Source organism: Natrialba sp. INN-245, from assembly GCF_009807105.1.
Classification (GTDB): Archaea; Halobacteriota; Halobacteria; order Halobacteriales; family Natrialbaceae; genus Natrarchaeobius; species Natrarchaeobius swarupiae.
The window spans coordinates 83,514-107,521 of the sequence record NZ_WUBV01000044.1 but is presented as its reverse complement, the minus strand read 5'-3'; the positions used below and the strand labels follow the sequence as shown (position 1 = coordinate 107,521).

Below are 24,008 nucleotides of genomic sequence, written 5' to 3'. Positions count from 1 at the left end.
CCGCTCACTCCGACCCGAGCGAGTCGGCCTCGAGGGACTCCGAACGAGTCCAGTACTCCTCGATCGTCTCGATCGCCCACGAACGGACGAGTTCGTCCTCGACGTCGACGGAGGCCCGCAGGATGCCCTGATCGTCGCGCAAGAGGAGATAGACGACGTCGTCGACAACCATCACCGCGAGCGGAACTTCGTCGTCCGTAATCCTGACGCCCGCCCGGTCGGCCTCGAGGAGGTCCTCGAGTCGCCGTCGGAGCTCCGACTCCTCGGACAGCGCCTCGATCGCGCTCCGGGAGAAGACGCCCTCGAACGTCTGTTCGCCCGCCCGGGTCCGTTCCCGAACGACGGAGAGCGTCTGTTCGTTGAACGCGTGGGAAACGGTCCGTACCTCCTCGGCTCCCTCGAGCAACTCGAGGAGTCGCTGTAACGGCGCGTTCGGACGCGTCTGGCTGGGCGTGGTGATCGTCGCGTTCGAGAGCCGGCGGAGATCGAACGAGAGCGATTCGGTCGGCAGGAACTCGACGATATCTCGGAGCGTCCGTTCGGTCTCGAGGATCTCCTGTAAGTCCGTAAACCCTGCGGAGACGAGCTGTCCCGTCGCGGTCGCGACGTACTCGCTTCCGTCCCGTTTCACCCACGACCGCTCGTCGAAGTCGCCGAGTATCCGCCCGAGTGTCGCCTGCGAGGCGCCGGTCGCCTCCGCGAGCTCTCTGCGCGTATGCCGGTCCTCCGAGAGCAATCGGAGCACGTCGACGCGGTTGGCCGAGAGCGCGAGAAACTCGATCTCTTCGAGCGACGATTCCATACCCCGTGTCGTCTCCCCCGTGATAAACGATTTTCGCCCCCTGAACGGATTGCACGAAGCGAAACCGCGACGACCCGACGCTCGAGGGCGTCGTCGTGAAACGTTTTCTGAACTAACCTATCCGATTTGGGCCCGTATCAGTTCGTATGACGCCGACGCGCCTCCGATCGCTCTATCTCGGTTCGCCCTTCCGTCGGCTACGGACGGTGATTCACCGATGATGGATCGCCGGACGCTCTCCCTGTTCGCGCTCTCGAGTCTCTTCTTCGGTGGGACGTTCGTCGCAGCGAAAGCGGGTCTCGAGTACTTCCCGCCGCTGCTGTTCGTCGCCTTACGATTCGACGTCGCGGCGGTGCTCATGCTCGCCTACGTCGCCACGACGTTCTCGCGTGATGAACTGGTGCCGACGACCCGCGGCGACGTCGCAGGAATCCTCGCGACTGGCGTGTTGGTGATCGGGTTGGCCAACGCTCTGTTGTTCGTCGGTCAGCAGTACGCGACGAGCGCCGTCGCCGCGATCGTCTTCAGCCTCAACCCGATCCTGACGCCGGTGTTCGCCGCCGCGTTGCTCTCGGACGAACGACTCTCCTCGCGGGGCGTCGCAGGGATCGGCCTCGGACTCGTCGGCGTCACGCTGGTCGTCGACCCATCTTCGGCGACCGTCCTCGGCGGCGACGCTGTCGGCAGAGCGATCCTCTTCGCCGGCGCAGTCAGCGCCGCCCTCGGTGCCGTGTTGATCCGCCGGGCCGACGCCACGCTCTCGAGTACGGTCCGAATCGCCTGGGGGCTCCCACTCGCCGCGCTCGTCTCTCACGGCCTGTCGTGGTCGGCCGGCGAATCGGCGTCGTCGATCGCGTGGACGACCGAGGCGGTCGTCGCGCTCGCGTACGTCAGCGTCTTCGCCGGCGTGATCGCCTACATCGCCTACTTCGCCCTGCTCGATTCGACCGGGGCGATTCGGGCGAACCTGGTCTTCTACGCCGTCCCCGCCGTCTCGACGGTCGGTGGCTGGGCGGTGCTCGACGAGTCGATCTCGGGGAGCGCGATCGTCGGCTTCCTCGCGATCTTCGCCGGCTTCGCGATCGTCGGGAGCGGTTCGATCGACGTCCGCTCGACGGTTTCGGCGATACGGACCCGGCCATCGATTCCGAACGACCAACCGCCAGGGACCGACGAACGCAACGCGAGGAAACATAGGGGCCACCGATCGGACTAACACAGGACCACCCGGTTTACCGACCGACTCGAGCGCGCGACGATCGATCGCCCAGGGACGGAGTCAAAACAGTTCGTCGAACGAGCGAACGCGGTAGTCGCCGAGTACGCACTGGCCACGTCGCTCGTGGCCAACCCGTTCGACGTGGATCGCGTCGATACCGGCGTTCCAGGCTGCACCGACGTCGTTCGCGCCGTCGCCGGCTAACACGCCACGGTGGCCGTTGTTCCCGACGCCGAGATCGGCCATCACGGACTCGACCGGCTGCGGGTCGGGCTTCCAGCCCGTCTGTTCGGTACAGCACAGCCGGGCGTCGAACCAGTCGTGAATGCCGACGTTCTCGAGGACCGGTTCGGCGAGAAACTCCTGGCAGTGGGTGACCAGCCCGACGGGTGCGTCGAGGTCGGCGACGAACGCGGCGTCGTCGTGGAGGTAGGTCTGTTCCGCCCGGACGAGTGGATCCTCCTCCTCGTGAAACGCCGCCCAGAACTCAGTGGGATCGATCCCCCACGCCTCAAGTTGCCGATCCCGGGAGCCGGTGAGACCGTTCCAGATGATGTCCGCCTCCTGGTCGGAAAACTCCCGGCCCAGCCGGTCGCCGACCCGGTCGAACACCTCGCGGGTGTAGGACCACTCGACGTCGACGAGGGTCCCGTCGAGGTCGAGCAGCCAGAAGTCGTATTCGGAGACCATTGAGGACACTACAGTAGGGTACTCTCGAGTAAATGTTTAACGGATCGAGACTACTCGCTGTCGTCGACCACCCGGATGCTCGAGCCGAGATACTTCGAGAGCACCTCCGAGACCGTCTCGGCGTTGAACGCCTCGAGGTCGTCCGCGATCGCATCTTTCAGCGCCGCGACGTACGCCTCGTCGGCCTGGAGTTCGCGAAACGACACCTCCTCGACGGGCACCTCGAGCCACTCCTCGACGAGTTCCCGGGCGTACGCGTCGTCGCCGACCTCGCCGCGCCAGAGCGTATCACGGAAGAACAGCCACCCCTCGGTTCCCGGTTGGGCGGCCTCGCGAACGAGCGTGACCGTCGTCTCGGCGGTGTCGGGCTCGAGGGAAATACCATCTTGGGGGGCCTCGAGTCTGACCCGCGCCTTGAAGACGTATCGTCCGTCCATCGCCGTATCAGGCGTTTCGTTCGGTCTCGATCAGTTCCGCCATCTCGATGTCGTCGTCGGTGATCCCGCCTTCTTCGTGGGAGGTGAGTCGGATCTCGACTTCCTTGTACCGGATGATCAGTTCGGGGTGGTGAAACTGCGCTTCCGCGATTTCACCGACCATCTGGGCGAAGTTGACCCCGCGGAGGTAGTCGTCGAACTCGTAGGTTCGAACGATCTCGTCGCCCTCTCGGGACCACCCGTCGGGGAGCTGTTCGTCGATTTCGTCCTCGGAGAGTACGTCACCCATGGTCAGTCGAACGAAGGCCAATCAAATAACGATTGTGCCGCCAGTAGAGCGCCGACAATTAACTGTTTCCGGCGCCGTATTGGCGTTTTCTCGGGTTCAGTCGTCGTCGGCAGCGCCGATCCGGGGTTCGGTGCCGTCGGCGGTCGAGAACAACGTCGCGGAGTTATCGTCACCGAACTCCGGGTCGAACAGCTGTAAGGCGGTGCTGATCGTACTCCAGTCATCCTCGGCGGCGGCCTCCCGCAGGCTCTTGGTCGGTGGAGCCAGCAGCTGGTTTACCAGCGCGTCGGCCATCGACTCGACGACCTCTCGCTGTTCCGGCGTGAACTCCTCTCCCTCGAGCCGGGAGAGTGCGGTCTGGAGTTCGCGGGCTTTGATCCGTTCGGCGGATTCGTACATCGCGGCGATCACCTCGTCGGCGCGGGCGCGTTTGAACTGATCGCGAAGCAGGTCGAACTCGTGGTCGATCATTCGCTCGACCTCGTCTGCGGCGTCGGCGCGTTGCTCGCGGGTTTCCTCGGTGATCGACTCGAGGTCGTCGAGGTCGTAGACCGTCACGGTCGACAGCTCGTCGGCCGCCGGTGAGACGTCGCGTGGCTGGCCGAGGTCGACGATCACCGTGTCGGTCGGCCCTCCGCCGTTCGCCGTCTCCGCTTCAGGTTCGTCCGGTCCGACGCCGCCGGGCTCGAAGTGAGTCGGCCCGAGTATCGGATCCGTGCTGTTCGTCGCCGTCACGACGACGTCCGCGTCGCCGACGACCGTCGACAGCGCCTCGAGCGGAACGGCGTCCGCGTCGACCGCGAGGTCGCCGATCAGGTGTGCGGCGTGAGAGGCCGTCCGATTCGCGACGACGAGTTCGCCGACGTTCGCGTCGGCGAGGCTACGTGCGGCGAGTCGCCCCATCTCGCCAGCGCCGACGACCAGCGCCGTCGCTCCGTCGAGCGCTCCGTCCTCGGCGGCAAGCCGCGTCGCGGCCGAGCCGAGCGAGACGACACCGTCGTTGATCTCGGTCTCGGTTCGGGCCCGTTCGCCGACGTGGATCGCCTTCGTCACTCCCGTCTCGAGCACCGATCCGATGCCGTCCGCCGACCGGGCGTCCTCGTAGGCCGTCCGGACCTGGCCGATGATCTGATCTTCGCCGACGATGACGGACTCGAGGCCCGTGGCGACGCGAAGCAGATGTCTGAGGCTATCGTCGTGGTCGGTGTGGACGACCGCGTCGTCGTCGACTCCCTCGAAGAACTCCTCGAGGGTCGCGCGGCCGACGGCGGCGTCGGGGCTGACGACGTACGCTTCGACGCGATTACACGTCGAGAGGACGTACGCCTCCTCGACGTCCGGCACGGAGAGCAGCCGCTCGACGCCGACTCGCTGACTCTCCGGGCTCGCGGCCGCGAGTTCGTCGACGCAGGCGCTGTCGTGAGTCACGCGGGCACCCGTGACGACGCCAGCGTGGATCACGATCGCTCACCCCTGGCAGGGAACTCCTCGGTGAGTACGTCCTCGGTCACTTGACGAGTGTTGGAATCACCGCTACGTAAAGCTGTCCAAACCTCCGGACTGTTGACGACGTCGGTGACGATCTTTCGGCGACGATTCGGCTCGACGCCCCTGGCTTTCAGCTCCTCGCGAAGGTAACCACACAGCGTCGCCACCTCGCCGGAACCGGCAAGCGTTTCCTCGAGCTCCCGACGGAGGTACTTGCTCACCGCCGGTGCGGTTGCGCCGGTCGAGATGGAGACGACGACGGGACCGTCTCGGACGGTCGCCGGGACGACGACGCTTCCGGGGCGTCGCCCACCCGAGCGGTCCGCGCGGTTACAGAGTACCCCTCGCTCGTCTGCGGTCTCGCTGACGGTGTCGTTGACTTGCTCGTCGTCGGTCGCGGCGACAACCAGTGTCGGAGTCGTCCGCTCGAACCACTGCTCGATCCCGTCGGGCGACGGCGCGGCCCGAATCAACTCGGCGCCACCGAAGGACCGATCGTCGAACGCGGGGCTGACGACGACGACGGTCGCCTCCCGGGCGAACCGGCGCGCCTTTCGCGCACCGACCGGGCCACCGCCGAAGATCAAGACAGTTGCGTCGGTGAAATCGTGGAGGAGCGGTATCATATCGTATCGGGATGGACGCTCGTATCCATACGTTGCTATCTGGTGGTTGACTCGATCCGTTCACTCAAACGAATGCCAGTTTTCTTCAATATCCTCGTCGAAAACAGCGAGTCCCAGTCCTCGTCCGCGACGGCCCAGTAGTCGCCCATCGTCTCGCGAACCTGTCGAATCCGACGGTCGCTTTCGGCCTCACTTCGCCCGTGGGTCATCGCGAAGACGTTGTACGGCCAGACCCCCTCGTGGCGCGGTCGCTCGTAACAGTGGGTGACGAACGGTAATGACGCGACCGCCGGCCCGACCTCGTCGACGAGGTCGTCGGGGACGTTCCAGACGGTCATTCCGTTTTCCGTGTAGCCGAGTTCGTAGTGGTTGGGAACGACGCCGATGCGCCGGATCTTCCCCTCGCGGTCGAAGCGAGCGATCGTCTCGAGGACCCACTCGGTCTCCCGTCCGATCGCGTCGGCGACGTCGGCGTACGGCGTCTCCGAGAGCGGGAGTCCGTCCTGAATCTCGAGGACGAGGTCGCGTTCGGCCGGCGTAAGGGTCGACGCCTCGCTCGCCTCGACGTCGGGTCCGAGGGCGGAGAGGTCGATACCGGCGGTCGCGGGTTCGCCGTCCGTAGCTTCGACGCCACGATCACCGTTTTCGCCGCTGGCTTCGGCAAACGGCCCGTCGACGGAGAACTTCGCCTCGACCCGGAACTCCCGCTGTTTGGGCAGGTTGTACGTCTCCTGGTCGGTCTCCGCTTCGATCTCCTCGAGGACCGTCTCGATCCGATCCTCGTCGGCGACGCTCACGACGAACCAGACGTTCAGGTGGGGGTGCTCGCGCTCGTAGTTGTGTGCGACCTCGCGGTGGGCGTTGATCCGCTCGACGACCTCGTCGAACTCGTCATCGGGGGCGTGCATGGCGACGAGCGTCGCCGCGCCGCCGATCTCCTGGGCGTTGACGAGCGGCCCGAACCGGGAGAGAACGCCCCGCTCGTCGAGGTCGCGGACCGTCTCGAGCAACGCCGTCGCCTCGATGTCGACCCCGCGCTCGCGCATCGCCTGGGCGGCCGGTTCGAACGGATGCTCGACGGCCGGGAACCCACCCTGGTAGGCGTTGACAACCGCCCGCTCGCGGTGGGTGAGATCGACGTCCATGCCCATACGAATATCTCGGGAGTCGCGGACTATAAGCAGACCGAACCGGCCCTCGCCGACGAGACGTCGGTGGCCGAGTTGACTACGTGCCTTCGACGCCAGTTACCTCGAACCCCAGGTCGCGAACGTCCTCGAGGATCGCCTCGTGGTCCGCGCTGGCCTCGAAGTAGATCACGACGTCGAACGAGCCGTCGCGCAACAGCTGTTGACACTCCCAGACGAACTCCTCGTTCTCCAGCGTGAGCCCCTGGTGCTGGTTCGAGGAGAAATCGGGGTCGTCGTTGCCGGAGTAGACGTAACAGTCGCGCGGATCGTGGCCGGCGTGTTCGGCGACGATATCCCCGACGTCGATCGTCGCCTGCATCATCTGGACGTCCTCGCTTCCGTCGTACTCGGTGTGTACGATCATCCCGTTGAGTTCGATCTCCCCCGGCTCCAGAAGCGCCTTCGTCCGCCGGTAGAGGTCCTCGTCGATCGGACTCGAGTTCGCGTCTCCCATCGTCCGAAGCGAGACTCCCCGCACTGATAGCCGTCACGGTTCGCTCGAGTCGTTCCACGGGCCGGACGACGAGATCCGACTCCGTCGCGTCGTTCCGGTGGGCTCCGTCGCTCGGCTCCACGGATAGTCACCTCGCCTCGAGTTTCGCCTCGTCGTCCGTTGCGGTCAGTCGCTTCGCCCCGGTTGTGGCCCATCGCCTCACCTCGAGTCCGGAGCGGCCACTCCAACCGGGCTCCCCTCGTGACAACCTGCTGTGTCCGAAGCGACCGATCGTCGGGAGAAAGAGCCTTCCGGTCGGTATCAGTGGTGGAGAGTGACACACAAAACACATAGTCGTCCGTGACCTCGTACCGACCGATGAGGCGGTGGCTCCGTCGGCACGTCGATGCGGCCTACGAGCGTCTGCTCTCGCGGGAGATCTCCGGTGCGCCGACACACGTCGCGGTGATACAGGACGGTAACCGGCGCTACGCCCGCCGCAACGGTGGGGACGCACACGACGGTCACCGCGCCGGCGTCGAGACGACCGAACGGATCCTCGAGTGGTGTCACGACGTCGGCGTCGAGGAACTCACGCTGTATACGTTCTCGACGGAGAACTTCGACCGTCCGGACGAGGAGACCGAGCCGCTGTTCGACCTTCTCTGTGCAAAACTCCGGGAGTTCGCCGACGCCGATCAGGTCCACGACAAGGAGGTCTGTATCCGCGCGATCGGCGAGACCGAGATGCTCCCCGAACGGGTTCGGGACGCGGTCGCGTACGCCGAACGGCGAACCCGCGAGTACGACCGGTTCGTCCTCAACATCGCGCTCGCCTACGGCGGCCGGTCCCGACTGCTCGAGGCCACACGGGACGTCGCCACGGCGGTCGAGAACGGCGAGATCGACCCCGACGAGATCGACGTCGAGACGATCGAACGGCGGCTCTACGACCGTCCGGTCCGCGACGTCGATCTGATCATCCGTACCGGCGGCGACGAGCGAACCTCGAACTTCCTGCCGTGGCACGCAAACGGCAACGAAGCGGCCGTCTTCTTCTGTACACCCTACTGGCCCGAGTTCTCGAAGACCGACTTCCTCCGCGGGATCCGAACCTACGAGCACCGCGCGGAATCCTGGCGCCGAACCCGTGCCCGCCGAGCGCTCGCGTTGCTCGCCGCGATGGGGGAGTCGGAGCTTCCGGAGGCCCGGTCGATCGTCGATCGGTTCCGTGACTCGCTTTCGACCGGTGACCGGTCCGATCTCGAGGCCCTCGAGCGAGCCGACGGCGAGGGCGTCGACGGCATCGACTCGAGCGGCCGGGCGGCCGACTGATACGGAGCCGACTGAATTGCTGTACGACTGATACGGATTGCTGTCGCGATCTCCCGGTGCAACCGCCGACCGGGTCGCGGTTGCACCGGAACTGATCGACAGTAAGCCGTATGACCCGGTACGGATTGCTGTCGCGATCTCCCGGCCCACCCGCGACCCCTGGAGCGGAACCCACGGCAGAGCGGGAACATCACAGAAGGAGCAACAACAGCCCGTAGGCGGTCGCGCCTGCGGCGAACGGCCAGAACCGGCTCTCTCGCGTCCGGGGGAGTTCGTCCTTGATCGAGTTGAAGACGATACCACCGGTTAGCAGTCCGAGTAGCGTCGTGAACGTCACGTCGCTGACCGTGTACACCGCGCCGATTCCGGCACCGAGGACGACAGCACCCGCGAGGATCCACTTGCCGAACCGACTGTACAACTCCTGATGGCGTCGTTCCATAGCCTCGTCGTTCCCGACGACGTGAAGCGTCATCGCGATCCCGAACAGAGCGACGGTGTCGGCCCCCGTCTCACCTCGCACCACCGCGTAGCCGATGAACGCGTTGTAGACGGCGAACGCTCCGACGTGGACCCAGAACACCGGATCGTCCGCGACCGGGGCCAGCCGCCGGCCGAATTCGTGTGATTCCGAGACCGTTGCCAGCCGCTCGAGCCCGTAGAACAGTGCGAGGCCGACGAACGCGACGGCGTACGCGTGGTGTGCGGCGAGCGACCACAGCAGGACGGAGACTCCCTCGAATACCTCCTGGCGCTCGTCGAGTTCGGGGAGCAGGTGAACGAACGCGTAGACGATCGAGACGCCGCCGGTCAGCGAGAGCAGGCTCTCTCTGGAGAGTCCGGCCGGCTCGAGTAGTTCCTCCGGGAGCAGATGAGCGGCGGTGATTGCCCCGACCAGCACTGCGGCGAGAATCGTCTCGGTTTCGACCGGCGACACGAGCGCGGGCATCTCGTTGTCCGTCACCGCGACGGTCACTCCGCCTTCCGTTGCACGTGCAAGGTCGTGTCGGCGACGCCGGTCGAACCGGGTCGTTTACTGGCCGAACCGCCGCGATCGGTTACAGTACTCCCTGACGGCGCGCAAGAAGTCTCGCTTCCTGAAATCACGCCAGTTGACGTCGGTAAAGTACAGCTCCGAGTAGACCGACTGCCAGATCATGAAATCCGAGAGTCGCTCGGCTCCAGTCTTGACGACCAGATCCGGCTCCGACGGGAAGACGAGGTGGTCCTCGACGCGGTCGTCGTCGATCTCTCTCGGATCGATCTCGTCGGCTTCGACGCCCTCGGCGAGCGTCTTGACGGCACTGGTAAACTCGTGTTTGCCGCCGAGACCGATCCCGATCTGGATCGGCGCATCGGCAGGTGTCCGGTCGTCCGGTCCACGGACGGCGACCTCTCGTGGCGCGTCGATCGTCTCGAGGTTGCGTCGCAACGTCGGAACCGCTTCGGCGTCGAGGACGCTCACGTAAACCGTCACGCGAGATGCGTACTCGAACGCCCACTCGAAGCAGTCCGTGAGCGTCTCGTACCCACCGTTCTCGAGCAGGTCGCGTTCGGTGATGACGAGGGCGACGTGCTCGGGGGGGACCCCCTCGTGGCGGCGGATGCGATAGGTGAGATATCGTTCGTACAGTCCCACGGCCGTTCGTTCACGATCCGTGAGTATACAGGTTCCGGGTCCGGCAGCTTCCGATCGTCAACTCGCTCGTTCGACCGCCCGGAGACCGCCACCAGATCCGCTGACGTCGGTGAAATCGACCGCGGAGCGTGTTCGGGAACCTTCAAGTAATCGCCACAGAAAGAGTCCCCTATCGTGACATCACCCGTTCGGCGAGCAGCCGTCTTCGCGGCGATCTGTACGCTCTCGCTCGCCGTTCCGCTGTTCGGAACGGTGGTCGGTGCCGCCCTCGCCGCGGTCGTGTTACTGGGTGCGTTCGCCATCACCGAGGGCCCGGTGTTCGACCTCCTCGCCTATCCCGGCGACTACGAGGATAGCCGCCTCTACGGACTGATCACGTTTGTCCTCGCCGGCGTCGCACTCGGGATCATCGCCGTGTCGTCCTCGATGTCGATCGCCGTCTTCGTCGGGACCGTCTTCCTCATCGGCTACGGCAACGTCGCCGAACAGATCGCCCGCACGCGAACGGAAAACGAAGTCGTCGTCGTGACCGTCTTCTGTCTGGCCGCGACGAGCGCGGCCGTGATCGGTCACGCGGGGACGCTCGCGATCGAGGGTGCACCGCTCGAGTCCGCGACTCCGGCGATCGTCTTTCTCGCGGCCAGCGGCGCGTTGCTCGCCGCCTTGCTCCGGGACGTCCTGTTGCTGTACGACGATCCGGTCGTCATGCTCTCGGTCGGACTCCTCCTCTGGTTGTTGGCCGAACTCGAGCCAGCGATTGGCCCGCTCGAGATCGTCGTCGCGCTCGTCGTCACCGTCGCGCTGGGATACATCTCCTACGCGCTCGATACGGCCTCGATCGCGGGGATGCTGACCGGCATCCTCCTCGGCCTGGTGACGATCGTCCTCGGCGGCTACGGCTGGTTCGCCGTCCTCATCGCCTTTTTCGCGCTCGGCGGGCTCTCGACGAAGTTCAGGTACGACCGCAAAGAGGACCTCGGCGTCGCCGAGGACAACGACGGCGCACGCGGAAGCGGTAACGTCCTCGGCAACGCGGCCGTCGCCCTGGTCGCCGTCCTCGGCTACGCGGCCAGTTCCGCGTCGTTGCTCGCCGGTCACGTAGCGCCCGTCGTCTTCCTGTTCGCGTTTGCCGGTTCCGTCGCGACCGCGATGAGCGATACGCTCTCGAGCGAGATCGGGAGCGTCTTCGAGACGCCGAGACTGATCACGACCCTCGAACCGGTCGAACCGGGAACCGACGGCGGCGTCACCTGGCAGGGTGAACTCGCCGGAGTTGTAGGGGCGGCCATCGTCGCCGGAATTTCGTACCTGTTGTTCCCCGAAGTCGACGCCACCGGCGCGGCCATCATCGTCGCCGCCGGCTTCGTCGGGATGACCGTCGATAGCCTCCTCGGTGCGACGCTCGAGGGCTCGGTACTCGGCAATCAGGGTGTCAACTTCCTCGCGACGCTCTCGGGTGCGATCGTCTGTGCGCTCCTCGTGCTCTCGTTTGCCGTGATCGGCTGACCGACGGTTGGAGTTCAGGGCGCGTTCGGTGGCGCTTCCGCGATCTCGTCGATCGCGTAGATGCGAACACCCGTCGGCTGCTTGGTGAACTGACCAAGCGACCGAGCGACGATCAGGTCGACGCCACGGTCCGTCGCGATGTCGAGTAACTGCTGGCTGAGGATACCGTCGAGGATCATCGCCGTGGGGGCCGAATCGAACTCCTCGAGTGACTCGTCCGCTGCGGTCACGTCGGTTTCGTCGATCGTCTCGCCGTCGTCGTCGAGGAACCGAACTCGGTCGGTCCCCGCGCGGACGATTTCGGTCGCGTGCTCGTAGACGGTCGTCGGCTCGTCGTCCTCGGCGGCTTCCGGGTCGGTGTCGGGAACACTCGGTTCGGTCTCGGCTGAACGGGCGGTCGACGATCGCTCCGGCGGTTCGGCAGTCGTCCGGTCGGCGTCCGTACTCGAGGTGTCGTCGTCGGTCGATTCTTCGTCGATCGTCGGCGGCGAGACGGTTCGCGAGTCGGAGGGTGCCGGTGCGGGCGTCGCGCTCCCGTCGGTCGCGGCGACCGCCTCGCGGGGTTCGGTGAGCTCCGAGACGCTATCGTAGGCGACCTTGTTCCGGAGGGCGGCAAAGAGCTGGTGGTGGTCGAGTTCCTCGACGGACTCGCCGGCGGGTGCGAACGCGACGTAGTCGATGTCGCCGACCTGCGAGAGCTCCTCGAGAATGAGGTCGCCGCCGCGGTCGCCGTCGAGAAACGCCGTCACGGTGCGGTGGCGGGTGAGCTCCGCGACCGCGTCGGGGACGTTCGTCCCCTCGACCGCGATGGCGTTTTTCACGCCGTACTTGAGCAGCGTAAGGACGTCCGAGCGCCCTTCGACGATGATGATGGCGTCACTGTCGGTCACCCGGGGACCGGCGGGGAGCCCTTCGTACTCGGTGATGTCCTCGACGCGGACGTGCTGGCGAACCTCCGCGAGGATCTCTTCGGAAGTCATCACCGTGTCGTCGAACCCCGTTCGAAGCAGTTCCTTCGCGCGGTCGACGACTTCCTTTCGTTTCGCCGCGCGGACGTCCTCGATCTCGGTTACTTCGAGCGAGGCGCGACAGGGGCCGACGCGAGTGATCGTCTCGAGGGAGGCGGCGAGCGTGGCGGTTTCGACCTTGTCGAGGCTGGTCGCGATCGTCAGGTGACCGCTCGAAGTTCCCTCCCTACTTGCGATTTCGACGTCGATTCGGCCGACTTTCTGAGACTGGCGGAGATCGCGGAGATCGAGTTCGTCGCCGAGCAGACCTTCCGTCTGCCCGAAGATAGCGCCGACGACGTCGCTCCGCTCGACGACCCCGTCGGCCGTAACGTCTGCGTGAATGAGGTATTTGGTCGTATCTTCCATTGGAGATCTGTCCCCGAAAGGGGCGCGCGGTGACGCGGGCGTTGCGTACAGAGACCGGTTTGTGTAGAATATAGTGCGTGAGAGCCAAATAGCTGTTGACGTTCGAAAGATACCAGGTATCAGTACGACGGTTGGGACCAGTACCAGTAGGCCGTTATCGCGAGCAACACGACCAGGCCGCCGAGGAAAAAGAGCAGTCCCGGTGGGACGGTTCCGACGACCGCGTCGGTCGCCTCGGCCCCGCCGTCGACCAGGTACGTCCCGTCGTCGGCAGTCGGCTCGGCCTCGCCATCGTACTCGGCGACCGGTTCGTCGTCGGTTTGAACGTCCGTCTCGGCGTCTTCTGACTCGTCTCCCTCGAACGTCTCCGGCGAATCGTCTTCCGGGGTTTCGGTGGCCTCCGGGCTCTCCTCGGCGTCGCGGTCGGCGGCGTCCGCCTCGTCGTCGACCGCGGCACTCCCCATCTCGTCGTCCTGTGGTTCCGATTCCGCGGAGTCGTCGGGCGCTTCCTCGACGGGAGCGTCCCCGTCGACCGCGTCTTCCTCACCGTCCGTGGCAGCGATCCCGTTACCTTCTGCCGGTGTGGCCTCCTCGGTCCCGGGCGCCGTCGGAGCGAACCACTGACTCACGCCGTACTGGACGAGGAGACTCCCGGCGGCGAGCGCACCGATCCCGCCGATCAGCCGCGAAATCGCGGTCTTCAGCTGCGACGCCGTCGACTCGTCGCTCGTCACGATCAACGGCCCGTCCGTCGTCCCGTAGACGCTCATCTCGTTGCCTCGCGAGGAGTACCACGTGTCGACGACCTCGATGAGTCCCGCGTCCTCTAGATTCTCGAGGTGGTACCGAACGTTCTGGATGGAGGAGTCGATCGCGTCGGCGACGTCGCTGGGTGTCCCAGGCTCCTCGTCGAGGCGGGCGTAGATCTGCCGGGCGGTCGTCGAGGAGAGCGCGCTGAACACCGCATCGGCGTCTTCGCCCTCGAGGTCGACGACGCGGGGTGTGCCGTCCCGGGCAGTCGTCTCGGAACGGAACGGGAACAGACGGGCCATGTCGGCTTCGGCTGTCAGTCTCTCTCCGACCCCTATACGCTTTTTCCTACGTGAAAGATCTATTTTAGCTACTGTTCGTTCGGCCGCTTCGTTCCGAACGCGATCCAGTTCGCACGCCGGATGCCGGACGACCACACGTCGGACGCCAACCGAACGAACACACACGTCGGACGCCGGTCGAACGAAACGATTACACGCGACTGGTGCCGACCGGCCGACATGCGCCGACGAGAACTGTGGGGGTGGATCACCGTCGCGGTCGTCCTCTCCGCACTCGCGATTCCGTGGTTTCTGTGGGGCGACGACACGCTCGTCGCCGGTATTCCGCTGTGGCTCTGGTGGCACGTCGGCTGGATGGGACTCGCCTCGATCGTCTTCTGGCTGTTCGCCGAACGTGCCTGGGGGATCGGCATCGAATCGTCGCCGTCCTCGAGCGAGAGCGAACCGAAGGGACAGCGCCGGTCGGCGAACTCGGCCGCGTGGGGTGACGAGCCGTGACGCTCACGATCCAACTCGGAATTATCGTCGGCTACCTACTCCTGGCGCTCGTCGTCGGCCTCGTTGCCTACCGGATGACCGACCGAACCGCGGAGGACTTCTACCTCGCGAGCCGGACGTTCGGAACCGTCGTCCTCCTCTTTACGACGTTCGCGACGCTGCTGTCGGCGTTTACCTTCTTCGCCGGGCCGAACGTCGCCTACCACGAGGGTCCGGAGTGGGTACTCGTGATGGGGCTGATGGACGGCATCATCTTCGCTATCCTCTGGTACGTCATCGGCTACAAACAGTGGCTACTCGGTAAGCAATACGACTACGTTACGCTGGGTGAGATGCTCGGTGATCGATTCGCCTCGCGGTGGCTTCGCGGCCTCGTCGCCGTCGTCAGCCTCGTCTGGCTCTTTCCGTACGTCATGCTCCAGCAGGTCGGCGCTGGCACCGCCCTCGAGGCGCTGACCGAGGGCGCGGTTCCGTACGCCGTCGGCGCGGGGCTGATTACGGCGTTTATGATCCTCTACGTCGTCGTCGCCGGCATGCGCGGCATCGCCTGGACGGACACCCTCCAGGGTGCGTTCATGCTCGTCACGACCTGGGTCGCGATGCTCTGGGTGCTCGCCGTCGTCGGGGGCCCCGGTGCGGCGACGGCGGCGCTCGAGGCCGAGGCGGCCCACCACCTCGCGCTGGGGAGCGATCACTACACGATCCAGTGGATGCTCTCGACGGCGATCGTGATCGGCTTCGGCGTCGCGATGTTCCCACAGGTCAACCAGCGGTTTTTTGCCGCAGGGTCGAAGACGGTACTCAAACGATCCTTCGCGCTCTGGCCGCTCCTCTGTGTCCTGTTGTTCGTCCCCTCGTTCATGCTCGGCGCGTGGGCACGCGGCCTCGACGTCGCCGTTCCGGAGGGCGGAAACGTCCTCCCGGCGGTGCTCGCCGAGTTCACGCCGGTCTGGTTCGCCGCGCTCGTCATCGCTGGCGCGATGGCCGCGATGATGTCCTCCTCGGACTCGATGTTGCTGTCCGGGTCGTCGTACTTCACGCGGGACCTGTACCGGCCGTTCGTCGAACGGGACGTCTCCGAACGCCGTGAGGACCTGCTCGCCCGCGTCGGCGTCGTGGTCTTCGCGAGCGCCGCCTTCGCCGTGAGCCTCCTCAACCCCGCAACACTGTTCGAACTCGGCGACGCTGCCTTCAGTGGTTTCGCCCAGCTCGCCCTCCCCGTCATGATCGCACTCTACTGGCGGGGGACGACGCGGGCCGGAATCACGGCCGGTATCCTCTCGAGCCAGCTGTTTTACCTCTCGAGTCTGTTCGTCGCCGCCGTTCCGGCGGCCTACGGCGGGTGGACCGCCGGCCTCGTCGGCATGGGGATCGGACTCGTCGTCACCGTCGTCGTCTCGCTGGCCACCTCGCCTGCGGCCGCCGAGCGTCGGTCGATCTACTTCGACGGACTCGGCGCGGACTGACCTGTCGTCCGTGTGACCCGGTCTGCACTTGCTCGACGCTGAGATCGTCAACGCACTCGACGCTGGGATCGCCAGATCGAAAACCCGGCCACACGTACGCGGGGTCGATGACCGATCTGCCGGAGTCACTGGCTGAAACGTGGACGACGCTCGGGACGCGCGTCGGTGAGACGAGCGTCCTGGTCGTGTCGATCACCGCAGAGACGACGCTGTACGAACCCGTCGACCCGTCGCCGCTCGCCGACACCGTGGCGACCGAGTTCCCGCCTCGATCGCTGTTCGCGGTCGATCTCGAGTTCTCGCCGTCGCTGTCGTCGGTCGGCATCTCGCCGGAGTCGGTCCGCTCGAAGGCCGCCTCGACGGCGCGAGACCAGTTCGTCGAGATGCTCGCGGACGACGGCGTGGTCGTCGAGGGCGTCCGCGACGAACTCGAGTTCGACGGACCAAACGGGTCGGCGGGTACCTGGTCGGTTCTCGACGTCACCTATCCCGTCGACGCGGATCGGACCGCCACCGACGGGGATCGCGTTCGAGCCGAAGCCCACGTCGCCGTCTGGCCGGCGGAGACGACGTTCGGGGTCGCCGGCGGGACAGTGCCACTCGAAGACCTCGACGACGCGGGGTTGATCGAGGACCGCGCCGACGCCGAACTCGAGCGCGATCGAGAACGCGTGTCGACGCTCGTCAAGGAACTCGATCTCGAGGTCGACGAGGACGCGTAAGCGCGACCGCAGTCGCCGTCACAGGAGTTCGGAGCAGAAAACTCACAACTGAGACGGATTGCAGCCTCGATCTCTCGGCGGACCCGCCCCACAAGTCACAGCTGGCCGGGCACTGACGGACAGGAAACCGTCTGAGACGATGCGGGCTTCGAGAGGCTGATCCGCTACCGACCGGACCGGATCAGTCTCCGCGTTCGCTCGCGGGGGAGCTCTCGTTCACGCGGTGGTCCCGTCGAGTGCCGCACACAGGGCTTCGAACATCACGTTCGCTGCGAGAACCGAGGTCGTCTCGGCGGGGTCGTACGTCGGTGCCACTTCGACGAGATCGAATCCAACGAGATCGATGCCGTGGAGCGACCGCGTCAGTCGAAGAATCTCCCGCGATGTCAGCCCGCCGGGCATGGGAGTGCCCGTCCCCGGTGCGAACGCGGGGTCGACGACGTCGATGTCGATCGTCGCGAACGCTGGCCCGTCCACTCTGTCGTGGATCCGATCGCCCAGCGAATCGAACCCTCGAGACGCGGCCTCTTCGGTCGTCAGGTACTCGATCCCGGAGTCTTCGATGAGATCGACGTCGTCGGCGCCGTACAGACCCCCACGGTCGCCGATCCGGATCGACGTTTCGGGGTCGATCAACCCCTCCTCGATCGCCGTGTGGACGGTCGTACCGTGGTTGTGGTCTTTCCCGAAGTACTCCGTCCAGAGATCCGAGTGGGCGTCGAACTGGACGAGCGATACGGGTCCGTGTTTCTCGGCGACGGCGCGCAACACGGGCAACGTCGTCGAGTGATCGCCACCGGCGATCGCCGGAATCACCCCGGACTCGAGGACGTACCCGACCCGCTCTTCGATTTCGGCAAACGTCTCTTCGATGTATCCCGGAACCACCGGAACGTCGTCGTGGTCGACGATCGAGTACTCCTGCAGGTTCGTTTCCGTGATCGGATTGTACGGTTTGAGTAGCGTCGACGCTTCGCGGATCGCCCTCGGACCGAACCGAGCACCGGGTCGGTACGTCGTCGCATCGTCGAACGGGATTCCGAGAAAGGCCGCGTCGGCCTCGACGCCGTCCGAGAGATCGTACGTGTGTGGCATCCGCATGAACGACGGCACTCCCGCGAATCGCGGCACCTCCTGTGGATCGATCATCGGACACCACCAATATTTGAACGTTTTCCAATTCTAAATCCGGTCGCGACCTCGCCCGCTTCGAGCCGGTCAGGCCGGCCAACAAAATCGATTCGCATACTGTCGAGACAGTTGGAAAACGGGATTGATTAATCTTTGCATTATCCCGAAACGGAAGGATTCTATCCCACAAAAATCTATTTTGGTGGGAGAGATACAACTATATACTATATTTGCTGTACATTGTTCACTCCCTACTGTCTTGGATTTTTGTACCCTCTCCATCAGTACGGTTGACCGTCACTACCGGGCCACACCAACCGTGGCCGTGTGGAAAATCGGTTCCTTACCGAAAATACGACGAATAGTGTTCAACTCACAGACAGCGTGGAGCTCCACCGACAGGCCGGGTTTCGGCGCTGCATCGATCGACTGACCTGGTCTTCTATCCGTCGGTGTTGGCACAGCCGGGACCCGTAGGGCGGGTCCGCCGGGAGATCGGGACAGCAGTCCGTCTGAGCGCTCGAGCCGGCGATTCAGAATTCGTATTTTGGGAGAAATGGGAAAACCTGATTCCGCCACTCACAGGAACTGGCGCCACCGTCGCCAGGAGGCAATAGCACATTGTTCAACTATCACGAGTTCATTTGGAGAATTAACCTTGACAATCAGGTTTATATGGAAATAGTAGTAACCCGATAACGCCATGTCAGAGGTACGCAAACACAGTAAGAAAGCAACGATCGGACGGGGGTGGGTCGGGTTCGCCGTTCTGACCAATCTCGGACTGATCGGATACCTGTACTACTATCAACAGCCGACGGGGACCGTCGTCGGTCTGCCGGAACCGTTCATGGTCTTGATCGCGTTTTTGACGCTCGTCGTGGCCGCGAATTCGATAATCGGATGGCTCTACCTCGGGAAACCGGATTTGCGCGAGGTCTTTACGCAACCGAAACCCGCAGAGACGACGGAGGACCACTAGATGTCCACGTGGATCTACGTTGGTCTCGCGCTCACGGGCGTCTATCTGGCCGGACTGTTTGTCCTCTCGATGTACGGGGGCCGTCTGACCGACATCGGCGTCAGCGACTACTTCGTCGCGAACGGCTCGTTGAGCAGCATCGTCATCTTCCTGACGATGATCGCCTCGGCGTTTTCGGCGTACACGTTCCTCGGCGGCGGCGGGATCGCATACGATCTCGGGATCGCAGGACTCGTCATCATCGGGGCTATCGTCGTCACCGACTTCCCGATCATCGTCATGCTAGGCGAGAAAATCTGGAAGATCAGCAAGACCGGCAAGGACTACGTCACGCCCGCGGATCTCTTCGCCGATCGGTACGGCGGAAGTACGTTGGTCCGTGTACTTGTCGCACTCATCGCCGTCGGCTTCACGATGTTCTACGTGACCATCCAGTTCACTGGGATGGGGCTCGTGCTCAACGTCTTGACCGACGGACTGATCTCGCGTGAGGCAGCGGCTGTGATTATCGGTATCGCGATGGCCGCTTACATCGCGATCGGTGGGATGCGCGGTGTCGCGTACACCGACGCGCTCCAGGCAATTTTGCTGTGGGGTGGGATGGTCGCTGTAACGGGATACGTCCTCCTCACGACACCGTCCGACGTGTACGTAAACGCCGCCCAACAGTTCGACGCCGTCGGACAGGTGACGATGGACCCGCTCTATCTCTACACCGCTGCAGCCGGGTTCGGGCTCGCGATTCCGGTATTCCCCCACATCTGGCAGCGCTACTACTCCTCGAAACGCCAGTCTGCGGTGTGGGCGATGGGGTTCGGTGACTCGTTCTCCGCGCTGGTGTTGTTGACGATCTTCCCCGGCCTCATCGCGTTCGCGGGATTGACCGCACACGGCGGGCTAGAGAACCCCGATACGGTCATCCTCCAGTACATCCTCGAGATGCCGGGGCCGGTCCTCGGCATTCTGATGGCAGCCGCAGTCGCGGCCGCGATGTCGACCGCCGATACGATGATCCTCATGATGGGATCGATCGTCTCCCGTGACGTCTACGAAGAACTGCTCTCTGCCGACATCTCCGACCAGAAACTCTCGCGCAACTCGAAGATCTTCTCCGGGTTACTCGCGTTGCTGGCACTCGGATTCTCGCTTATCGACCTCGGGCTGCTCGTCGAGGTCGCGATCGACCTGGCGATACCGGGATACCTGTTGTTGCTTCCGCCGGCAATCGCCGCGTTCTGGTGGCCGAGGGCGAACTGGCAGGGAACCGTCGCTGGATTGCTCGTCGGACTCGCGGTGATCTGGTACTACTCGCTGACGGGCGCTCCGATTCCGCTTGACTTGTGGATCGGCGTTCCAGGCCTGATCGCCTCTGGAGCCGTTCTCGTGGCTGTCTCGTTGGTTACCGCCGAACCCGACGAAGAGCGCGTCAACGAGTTCGTCTACGAACTTCGTGAGTACTCGGCAAGCGACCTCGAGATGTCACAGAACGTCCCCTCGGAGCCAGGGGGGCCATCGGCTCCGCCGAGTGCCAAACGAGTCGGAGAGAGTGAAGACGACTGAGACGGGCTAGTGAACCGATATATCGGTGGGACCGCCGCTCGAGTCGCGGTCCGACCGGATCTGACGAACAGGAGACGGTATAGGTGGGGCCGGTGTCCACCCTCGTCGGTGTAACCGCGATCAGTCTGTAGCTGCGTGGTGGCCGGCGATACCGTACACAGATCCGCTCGAGCGATGGGGCACAACCCGATCGAACGTTCGTCGTACGATGTCGACCGAGAACAGAGATCTAACTTCGAACCGAAGGAAGTCGACGCGATGAGCTGGCGGTACCGACACACGGTTCTGGCACACTGTACGCTCGCGTTTTTCGCGACGATGGTCGGTCGGGTCGCGATCAGTCCGATCGTCCCGTCGATCACGAACGAGTTCACCGTTTCGAACACGCTTATCGGCGCTTCGCTGACGGGAATGTGGCTCTCCTACGCGCTCGTCCAGTATCCAAGCGGGATCCTCGCGACCCGCTACGGCGAACGTCGGATTATCCTCGTCTCGATCGGCGGAACCGGCATCGCCTGCCTCGTACTTGCGACGGCACCACGCTTCGAGGTCTTTTTCGCGGGGACGGTGCTGTTAGGTGCCGTCGCTGGGCTTCACTTCAGCGTCGCCACGGCGATGATCACGCGTGCGTTCGATCGGATCGGGACACCGATCGCGATCCACAACGCCGGCGGTCCGATCGCTGGGCTGTGTACGCCGATCGCCGTCTCGTGGATCGCCGTTCGCTACGGGTGGCGACCCGCCATCGCGGCGACGGCGTTGGTCGCAGCGGTGGTATTCGTCCTGTTCGCTGGAAACGTCCGGAAGACGGAGCCTCGTCGTCCCGAAATGTCCATTACCGAACGGTTTCAGATCCGTCCGCTTCTCGCCGTGCTCTCTCGGCCAGCGATCGCGTTCACCAGCGCGATTGCCGTTCTCGCCGAGTTCGTCTGGACAGGACTCATCTCCTTTTTGCCGACGTTTCTCATCGTCTACCGCGAGTACTCATCGACGGACGCAGGGGTACTGTTCGCCGTCTACTTTCTCACGCTGGGTATCCTTCAGATCGGCGTCGGTTCGCTCTCCGATCGGTACGGTCGAAACGCCGCGACCGGAACCTGTATGATCGCGGCGATCGCCGGACTCGCGATACTCCTGGCCGTCCCGGGAATCGCCGCCGCCGTGACCGGGATCGTGCTTCTCGGATTCGGGATGGGATGGGGCGCATCGGTGTTCCCGCAGTTTATGGATCACCTCTCCGAACCCGAGCGCGAGACCGGGTTCGGGCTGGTACGTACCGTCTACCTGGTCATCGCCTCGTCGGGGTCGCTCGCGCTCGGCGCGCTCGCCGACCAGTTCGGATGGGGCGTCTCCTTTGGTACGCTGATCGTCTCGCTTGTGGTCGTTTGCGCGCTTCTCCTCGGGAACTGGCTCCGCGGGACGGGATACTGAGACGCCCTCCTGCCAGCCAGCCCCGGGACGATCGCTGTCCGAGTCGTCGTTCTCCCGGCGAATCGGTACAGCAAACGTACGAAACGGGCCGCTATCTGTCGGCGCCGACGTGGCTGTGAGAAACGAATGCGGCGACGACGGTCAGTCCGTCGACGCGTCGAGTACTGCCCGGCGCGCTTCGTCCGTGAGATTCGAGACGAGAGAACTGTCGGCGTCGAACTCCTGCATCACGAACTTCGAGGACGTCTCGTTGACGCCCTCGACTGCGACGATCTGGTCGATTAGGTCGTTCAACTGATCGCGAGTCTGGACGCGGCTGACGACCACGAAGTCGACGTCCCCCATCGTGTAGTAGACTCGTTCGACGCCCTCAAGGTCGTTTAACTTCTCGCCGATGTTCTCCGAGTACCCGCTCTCGTGTGTCACGGAGACGTCCGTGATCGCCACCATCTCGAGTCCGAACGCGAACGGATCGACGTCTGCACTCACACCCTTGATGACGTCGCTGTCTTTGAGTTTGTTCAGCCGGTAGTGGACGGCGGATTTCGAGAGATCGAGTTCCTCAGCCAGGGTCTCGAGGCTGACATCGAAATCCTCCTCGACCCGTTCGATGATCGCGAGATCCGTCTCGTCCAGATCCTGTTGGGTGTGAAGTGTGCCTTCCATGATATCTCGATTACCGTCTAGATCAATGAACCTTGTTTCACGAACGCGGATGGGGGCTCGACCCCGATCAGTGCTCCATCGCGTCGTCGGAGACCTCGAGGCCGGCGTCGATCGCCGCGATCGCCTCGTCGATCTCGTCTTCGGTGATCGTAAGCGGCGGTGCGATGATCAGCGTGTTGATCATGTTCGCGACGTAGGTGCCGTGGTCTGCGGCCGTGGCCGACACCTCGTCGACGACCGTGGATCCGGGGCTGATCTTGTCCGCTCGCTCGCCGAAGGGGACGCGTTTTTCGGGGTGTTTGGTGAGCTCGATCCCTCTGAACAGCCCGACGCCGCGAGTGTCGCCGACGCTCGGGTGACGGTCCGCGAGTTCGTCGATCCGGTCGCCCAGATAGTCGCCGACCTCGCTCGCCCGTTCGATGAGGTTCTCTTCCTGGTAGATGTCGATCGCCGCACGTCCCGCCGCGACGGCGGCCGGATGGCCGGCGTACGTGTGACCGTGACAGAGCATGTTCTCCTCGAAGTGGTCGGCGATCTCCGGGGTGACGATCGTCGCGCCGAGGGGCTGGTACGCGCCGGTCAGTCCCTTCGCCATCGTCATGATGTCGGGTTCGACGTCGAAGACGTCACAGCCGAACCACTCGCCAGTTCGGCCGAACCCAGCCATCACTTCGTCACAGATGAGCAACGCGCCGTGGTCGTGTGCGACCTCCTTCAGCCGCGGAAGGTACTCTTCGGGCGGGACGAGGATTCCGTTCGAGCCGACGATCGGTTCGACGAGGATCGCTGCGACCGTATCCCCTTCGAGTTCGAGCATCTCGTCGATGTACTCGACGCTCTCCATCGGATCGAGCGTCGAGCCGTAGGCGTACGGATCCGGTGCCTTGATCGTCCCCGGAATCCCCGGCTCGGACTCGAGACGACGGGGATCGCCCGTCACGCTGATCGAGCCGTAGGTCGCGCCGTGGTACGAACGGTAGCGGGAGATGATCTTCTGTTTGCCCGTGTAGAACCGTGCGATCTTGATCGCTGCTTCGACCGCTTCCGTCCCGCTGGTCGAGAGGAACGTCTTCGAGAGCTCTCCGGGCGTAATCTCGGCGAGTTTCTCGCCCAGCTTCGCGCGGTTTTCCGTGGTGTACCCCGGTGAGACGTACGCGGCGTCTCGCATCTGCTCGTGGACCGCGTCGGCGATCCGATCGGCGCTGTGGCCGAGGTTCGAGCACATGAGCTGGCTCGAGAAGTCGATGTACTCGTCGCCGTCCGCGGTGGTAAACCGGACGCCGTCAGCGTCGACGACCTGCGTGGGACTGACCTCCTTCTGGTACGACCAGGTCCCGAATACGTGCTCTTTGTCGATTCGTTCGATATCGTTCAATCCGTCACCGTCCGCGGATTCCCGTTCTGACATCCTTGCGTAATACCTCTCACCCCTCATTGATTAATCTTTGGCCCTGCCTAAGTATAGTAGTA

Annotated in this window: 24 protein-coding genes; 9 read left to right on the top strand and 15 right to left on the bottom strand. The window is 64.3% G+C overall.

Features of this window, described 5'->3' with window-relative positions:
* Positions 1 to 4: 4 nt before the first annotated feature.
* Positions 5 to 802, bottom strand: coding sequence for an ArsR family transcriptional regulator (locus tag GRS80_RS13860; RefSeq protein ID WP_160048073.1), 798 nt, complete (start codon positions 800 to 802; stop codon positions 5 to 7).
* A 217-nt stretch (positions 803 to 1,019) separates the two neighbouring features.
* Here GRS80_RS13860 and GRS80_RS13855 point away from each other — a divergent pair, with 217 nt between their 5' ends.
* Positions 1,020 to 2,018 (top strand): EamA family transporter, encoded by a 999-nt coding sequence (locus GRS80_RS13855; protein WP_160048072.1) that lies wholly within the window; start codon positions 1,020 to 1,022, stop codon positions 2,016 to 2,018.
* Between the two features lie 63 nt (positions 2,019 to 2,081).
* Here GRS80_RS13855 and GRS80_RS13850 read toward each other — a convergent pair whose 3' ends face one another.
* The 7 genes from GRS80_RS13850 to GRS80_RS13820 all read right to left on the bottom strand — a co-directional run bounded on the left by GRS80_RS13850 (position 2,082) and on the right by GRS80_RS13820 (position 7,195).
* Positions 2,082 to 2,711: an HAD family hydrolase gene (locus GRS80_RS13850; RefSeq protein ID WP_160048071.1), complete on the bottom strand. Its 630-nt coding sequence runs from the start codon at positions 2,709 to 2,711 to the stop codon at positions 2,082 to 2,084.
* Between the two features lie 50 nt (positions 2,712 to 2,761).
* Positions 2,762 to 3,148: an LWR-salt protein gene (gene lwrS / locus GRS80_RS13845; protein ID WP_160048070.1), complete on the bottom strand. Its 387-nt coding sequence runs from the start codon at positions 3,146 to 3,148 to the stop codon at positions 2,762 to 2,764.
* 7 nt (positions 3,149 to 3,155) lie between these two features.
* Positions 3,156 to 3,437 carry a 4a-hydroxytetrahydrobiopterin dehydratase gene (locus GRS80_RS13840; RefSeq protein ID WP_149083166.1) on the bottom strand — a complete coding sequence of 94 codons (282 nt, stop codon included), beginning with the start codon at positions 3,435 to 3,437 and terminating at the stop codon, positions 3,156 to 3,158.
* Positions 3,438 to 3,533: 96 nt separating this feature from the next.
* Positions 3,534 to 4,898, bottom strand: a complete 1,365-nt coding sequence (gene hemA / locus GRS80_RS13835; protein WP_343161586.1) for a glutamyl-tRNA reductase — start codon at positions 4,896 to 4,898, stop codon at positions 3,534 to 3,536.
* On the bottom strand, positions 4,895 to 5,551 hold the full coding sequence (locus GRS80_RS13830) for a bifunctional precorrin-2 dehydrogenase/sirohydrochlorin ferrochelatase (RefSeq protein ID WP_160048069.1): 657 nt from the start codon (positions 5,549 to 5,551) through the stop codon (positions 4,895 to 4,897). The genes hemA and GRS80_RS13830 overlap by 4 nt, the downstream gene beginning before the upstream one ends.
* 35 nt (positions 5,552 to 5,586) lie before the next feature.
* Positions 5,587 to 6,702 (bottom strand): Lrp/AsnC family transcriptional regulator, encoded by a 1,116-nt coding sequence (locus GRS80_RS13825; protein ID WP_160048068.1) that lies wholly within the window; start codon positions 6,700 to 6,702, stop codon positions 5,587 to 5,589.
* A 76-nt stretch (positions 6,703 to 6,778) separates the two neighbouring features.
* Positions 6,779 to 7,195, bottom strand: coding sequence for a DUF5778 family protein (locus tag GRS80_RS13820; RefSeq protein ID WP_160048067.1), 417 nt, complete (start codon positions 7,193 to 7,195; stop codon positions 6,779 to 6,781).
* Positions 7,196 to 7,552: 357 nt separating this feature from the next.
* Here GRS80_RS13820 and uppS point away from each other — a divergent pair, with 357 nt between their 5' ends.
* On the top strand, positions 7,553 to 8,509 hold the full coding sequence (uppS, locus tag GRS80_RS13815; RefSeq protein ID WP_160048066.1) for a polyprenyl diphosphate synthase: 957 nt from the start codon (positions 7,553 to 7,555) through the stop codon (positions 8,507 to 8,509).
* A gap of 190 nt (positions 8,510 to 8,699) precedes the next feature.
* On the opposite strand, the gene GRS80_RS13810 is transcribed toward uppS, so the two are convergent.
* Positions 8,700 to 9,473, bottom strand: coding sequence for a hypothetical protein (locus GRS80_RS13810; protein ID WP_343161585.1), 774 nt, complete (start codon positions 9,471 to 9,473; stop codon positions 8,700 to 8,702).
* Positions 9,474 to 9,542: 69 nt separating this feature from the next.
* On the bottom strand, positions 9,543 to 10,148 hold the full coding sequence (locus GRS80_RS13805; RefSeq protein ID WP_149081460.1) for an undecaprenyl diphosphate synthase family protein: 606 nt from the start codon (positions 10,146 to 10,148) through the stop codon (positions 9,543 to 9,545).
* A 174-nt stretch (positions 10,149 to 10,322) separates the two neighbouring features.
* On the opposite strand from GRS80_RS13805, the gene GRS80_RS13800 reads away from it, so the two are divergent.
* Positions 10,323 to 11,654: a DUF92 domain-containing protein gene (locus tag GRS80_RS13800; protein WP_343161584.1), complete on the top strand. Its 1,332-nt coding sequence runs from the start codon at positions 10,323 to 10,325 to the stop codon at positions 11,652 to 11,654.
* A 14-nt stretch (positions 11,655 to 11,668) separates the two neighbouring features.
* Here the strand turns inward: GRS80_RS13800 and dnaG are convergent, their stop codons facing one another.
* The gene (gene dnaG, locus GRS80_RS13795; protein ID WP_160048065.1) at positions 11,669 to 13,030 is read right to left on the bottom strand and encodes a DNA primase DnaG; all 1,362 of its coding nucleotides are present in this window, start codon (positions 13,028 to 13,030) and stop codon (positions 11,669 to 11,671) included.
* 119 nt (positions 13,031 to 13,149) lie between these two features.
* On the bottom strand, positions 13,150 to 14,082 hold the full coding sequence (locus tag GRS80_RS13790; RefSeq protein WP_160048064.1) for a helix-turn-helix domain-containing protein: 933 nt from the start codon (positions 14,080 to 14,082) through the stop codon (positions 13,150 to 13,152).
* A gap of 219 nt (positions 14,083 to 14,301) precedes the next feature.
* Here GRS80_RS13790 and GRS80_RS13785 point away from each other — a divergent pair, with 219 nt between their 5' ends.
* The 3 genes from GRS80_RS13785 to GRS80_RS13775 all read left to right on the top strand — a co-directional run bounded on the left by GRS80_RS13785 (position 14,302) and on the right by GRS80_RS13775 (position 16,768).
* Complete coding sequence (locus tag GRS80_RS13785) at positions 14,302 to 14,580, top strand: DUF3311 domain-containing protein (protein ID WP_160048063.1); 279 nt, start codon at positions 14,302 to 14,304, stop codon at positions 14,578 to 14,580.
* Complete coding sequence (locus tag GRS80_RS13780; protein WP_343161583.1) at positions 14,577 to 16,046, top strand: sodium:solute symporter family protein; 1,470 nt, start codon at positions 14,577 to 14,579, stop codon at positions 16,044 to 16,046. The genes GRS80_RS13785 and GRS80_RS13780 overlap by 4 nt, the downstream gene beginning before the upstream one ends.
* A gap of 107 nt (positions 16,047 to 16,153) precedes the next feature.
* Positions 16,154 to 16,768: a hypothetical protein gene (locus GRS80_RS13775; protein ID WP_160048062.1), complete on the top strand. Its 615-nt coding sequence runs from the start codon at positions 16,154 to 16,156 to the stop codon at positions 16,766 to 16,768.
* A 216-nt stretch (positions 16,769 to 16,984) separates the two neighbouring features.
* Here the strand turns inward: GRS80_RS13775 and speB are convergent, their stop codons facing one another.
* Positions 16,985 to 17,917 (bottom strand): agmatinase, encoded by a 933-nt coding sequence (gene speB, locus GRS80_RS13770; RefSeq protein WP_160048061.1) that lies wholly within the window; start codon positions 17,915 to 17,917, stop codon positions 16,985 to 16,987.
* A 685-nt stretch (positions 17,918 to 18,602) separates the two neighbouring features.
* On the opposite strand from speB, the gene GRS80_RS13765 reads away from it, so the two are divergent.
* From GRS80_RS13765 to GRS80_RS13755, 3 genes are all read left to right on the top strand, one after another.
* Positions 18,603 to 18,881 carry a hypothetical protein gene (locus tag GRS80_RS13765; RefSeq protein ID WP_160048060.1) on the top strand — a complete coding sequence of 93 codons (279 nt, stop codon included), beginning with the start codon at positions 18,603 to 18,605 and terminating at the stop codon, positions 18,879 to 18,881.
* A complete protein-coding gene (locus tag GRS80_RS13760) occupies positions 18,882 to 20,441 on the top strand; it encodes a sodium:solute symporter family protein (RefSeq protein WP_160048059.1) in 1,560 nt (519 codons plus the stop codon).
* 258 nt (positions 20,442 to 20,699) lie between these two features.
* Positions 20,700 to 21,872 (top strand): MFS transporter, encoded by a 1,173-nt coding sequence (locus tag GRS80_RS13755; RefSeq protein WP_160048058.1) that lies wholly within the window; start codon positions 20,700 to 20,702, stop codon positions 21,870 to 21,872.
* 141 nt (positions 21,873 to 22,013) lie between these two features.
* Here the strand turns inward: GRS80_RS13755 and GRS80_RS13750 are convergent, their stop codons facing one another.
* Positions 22,014 to 22,538, bottom strand: a complete 525-nt coding sequence (locus GRS80_RS13750) for an Lrp/AsnC family transcriptional regulator (protein ID WP_160048057.1) — start codon at positions 22,536 to 22,538, stop codon at positions 22,014 to 22,016.
* 67 nt (positions 22,539 to 22,605) lie between these two features.
* Positions 22,606 to 23,946 (bottom strand): aspartate aminotransferase family protein, encoded by a 1,341-nt coding sequence (locus tag GRS80_RS13745; RefSeq protein ID WP_160048056.1) that lies wholly within the window; start codon positions 23,944 to 23,946, stop codon positions 22,606 to 22,608.
* Positions 23,947 to 24,008 lie beyond the last annotated feature (62 nt).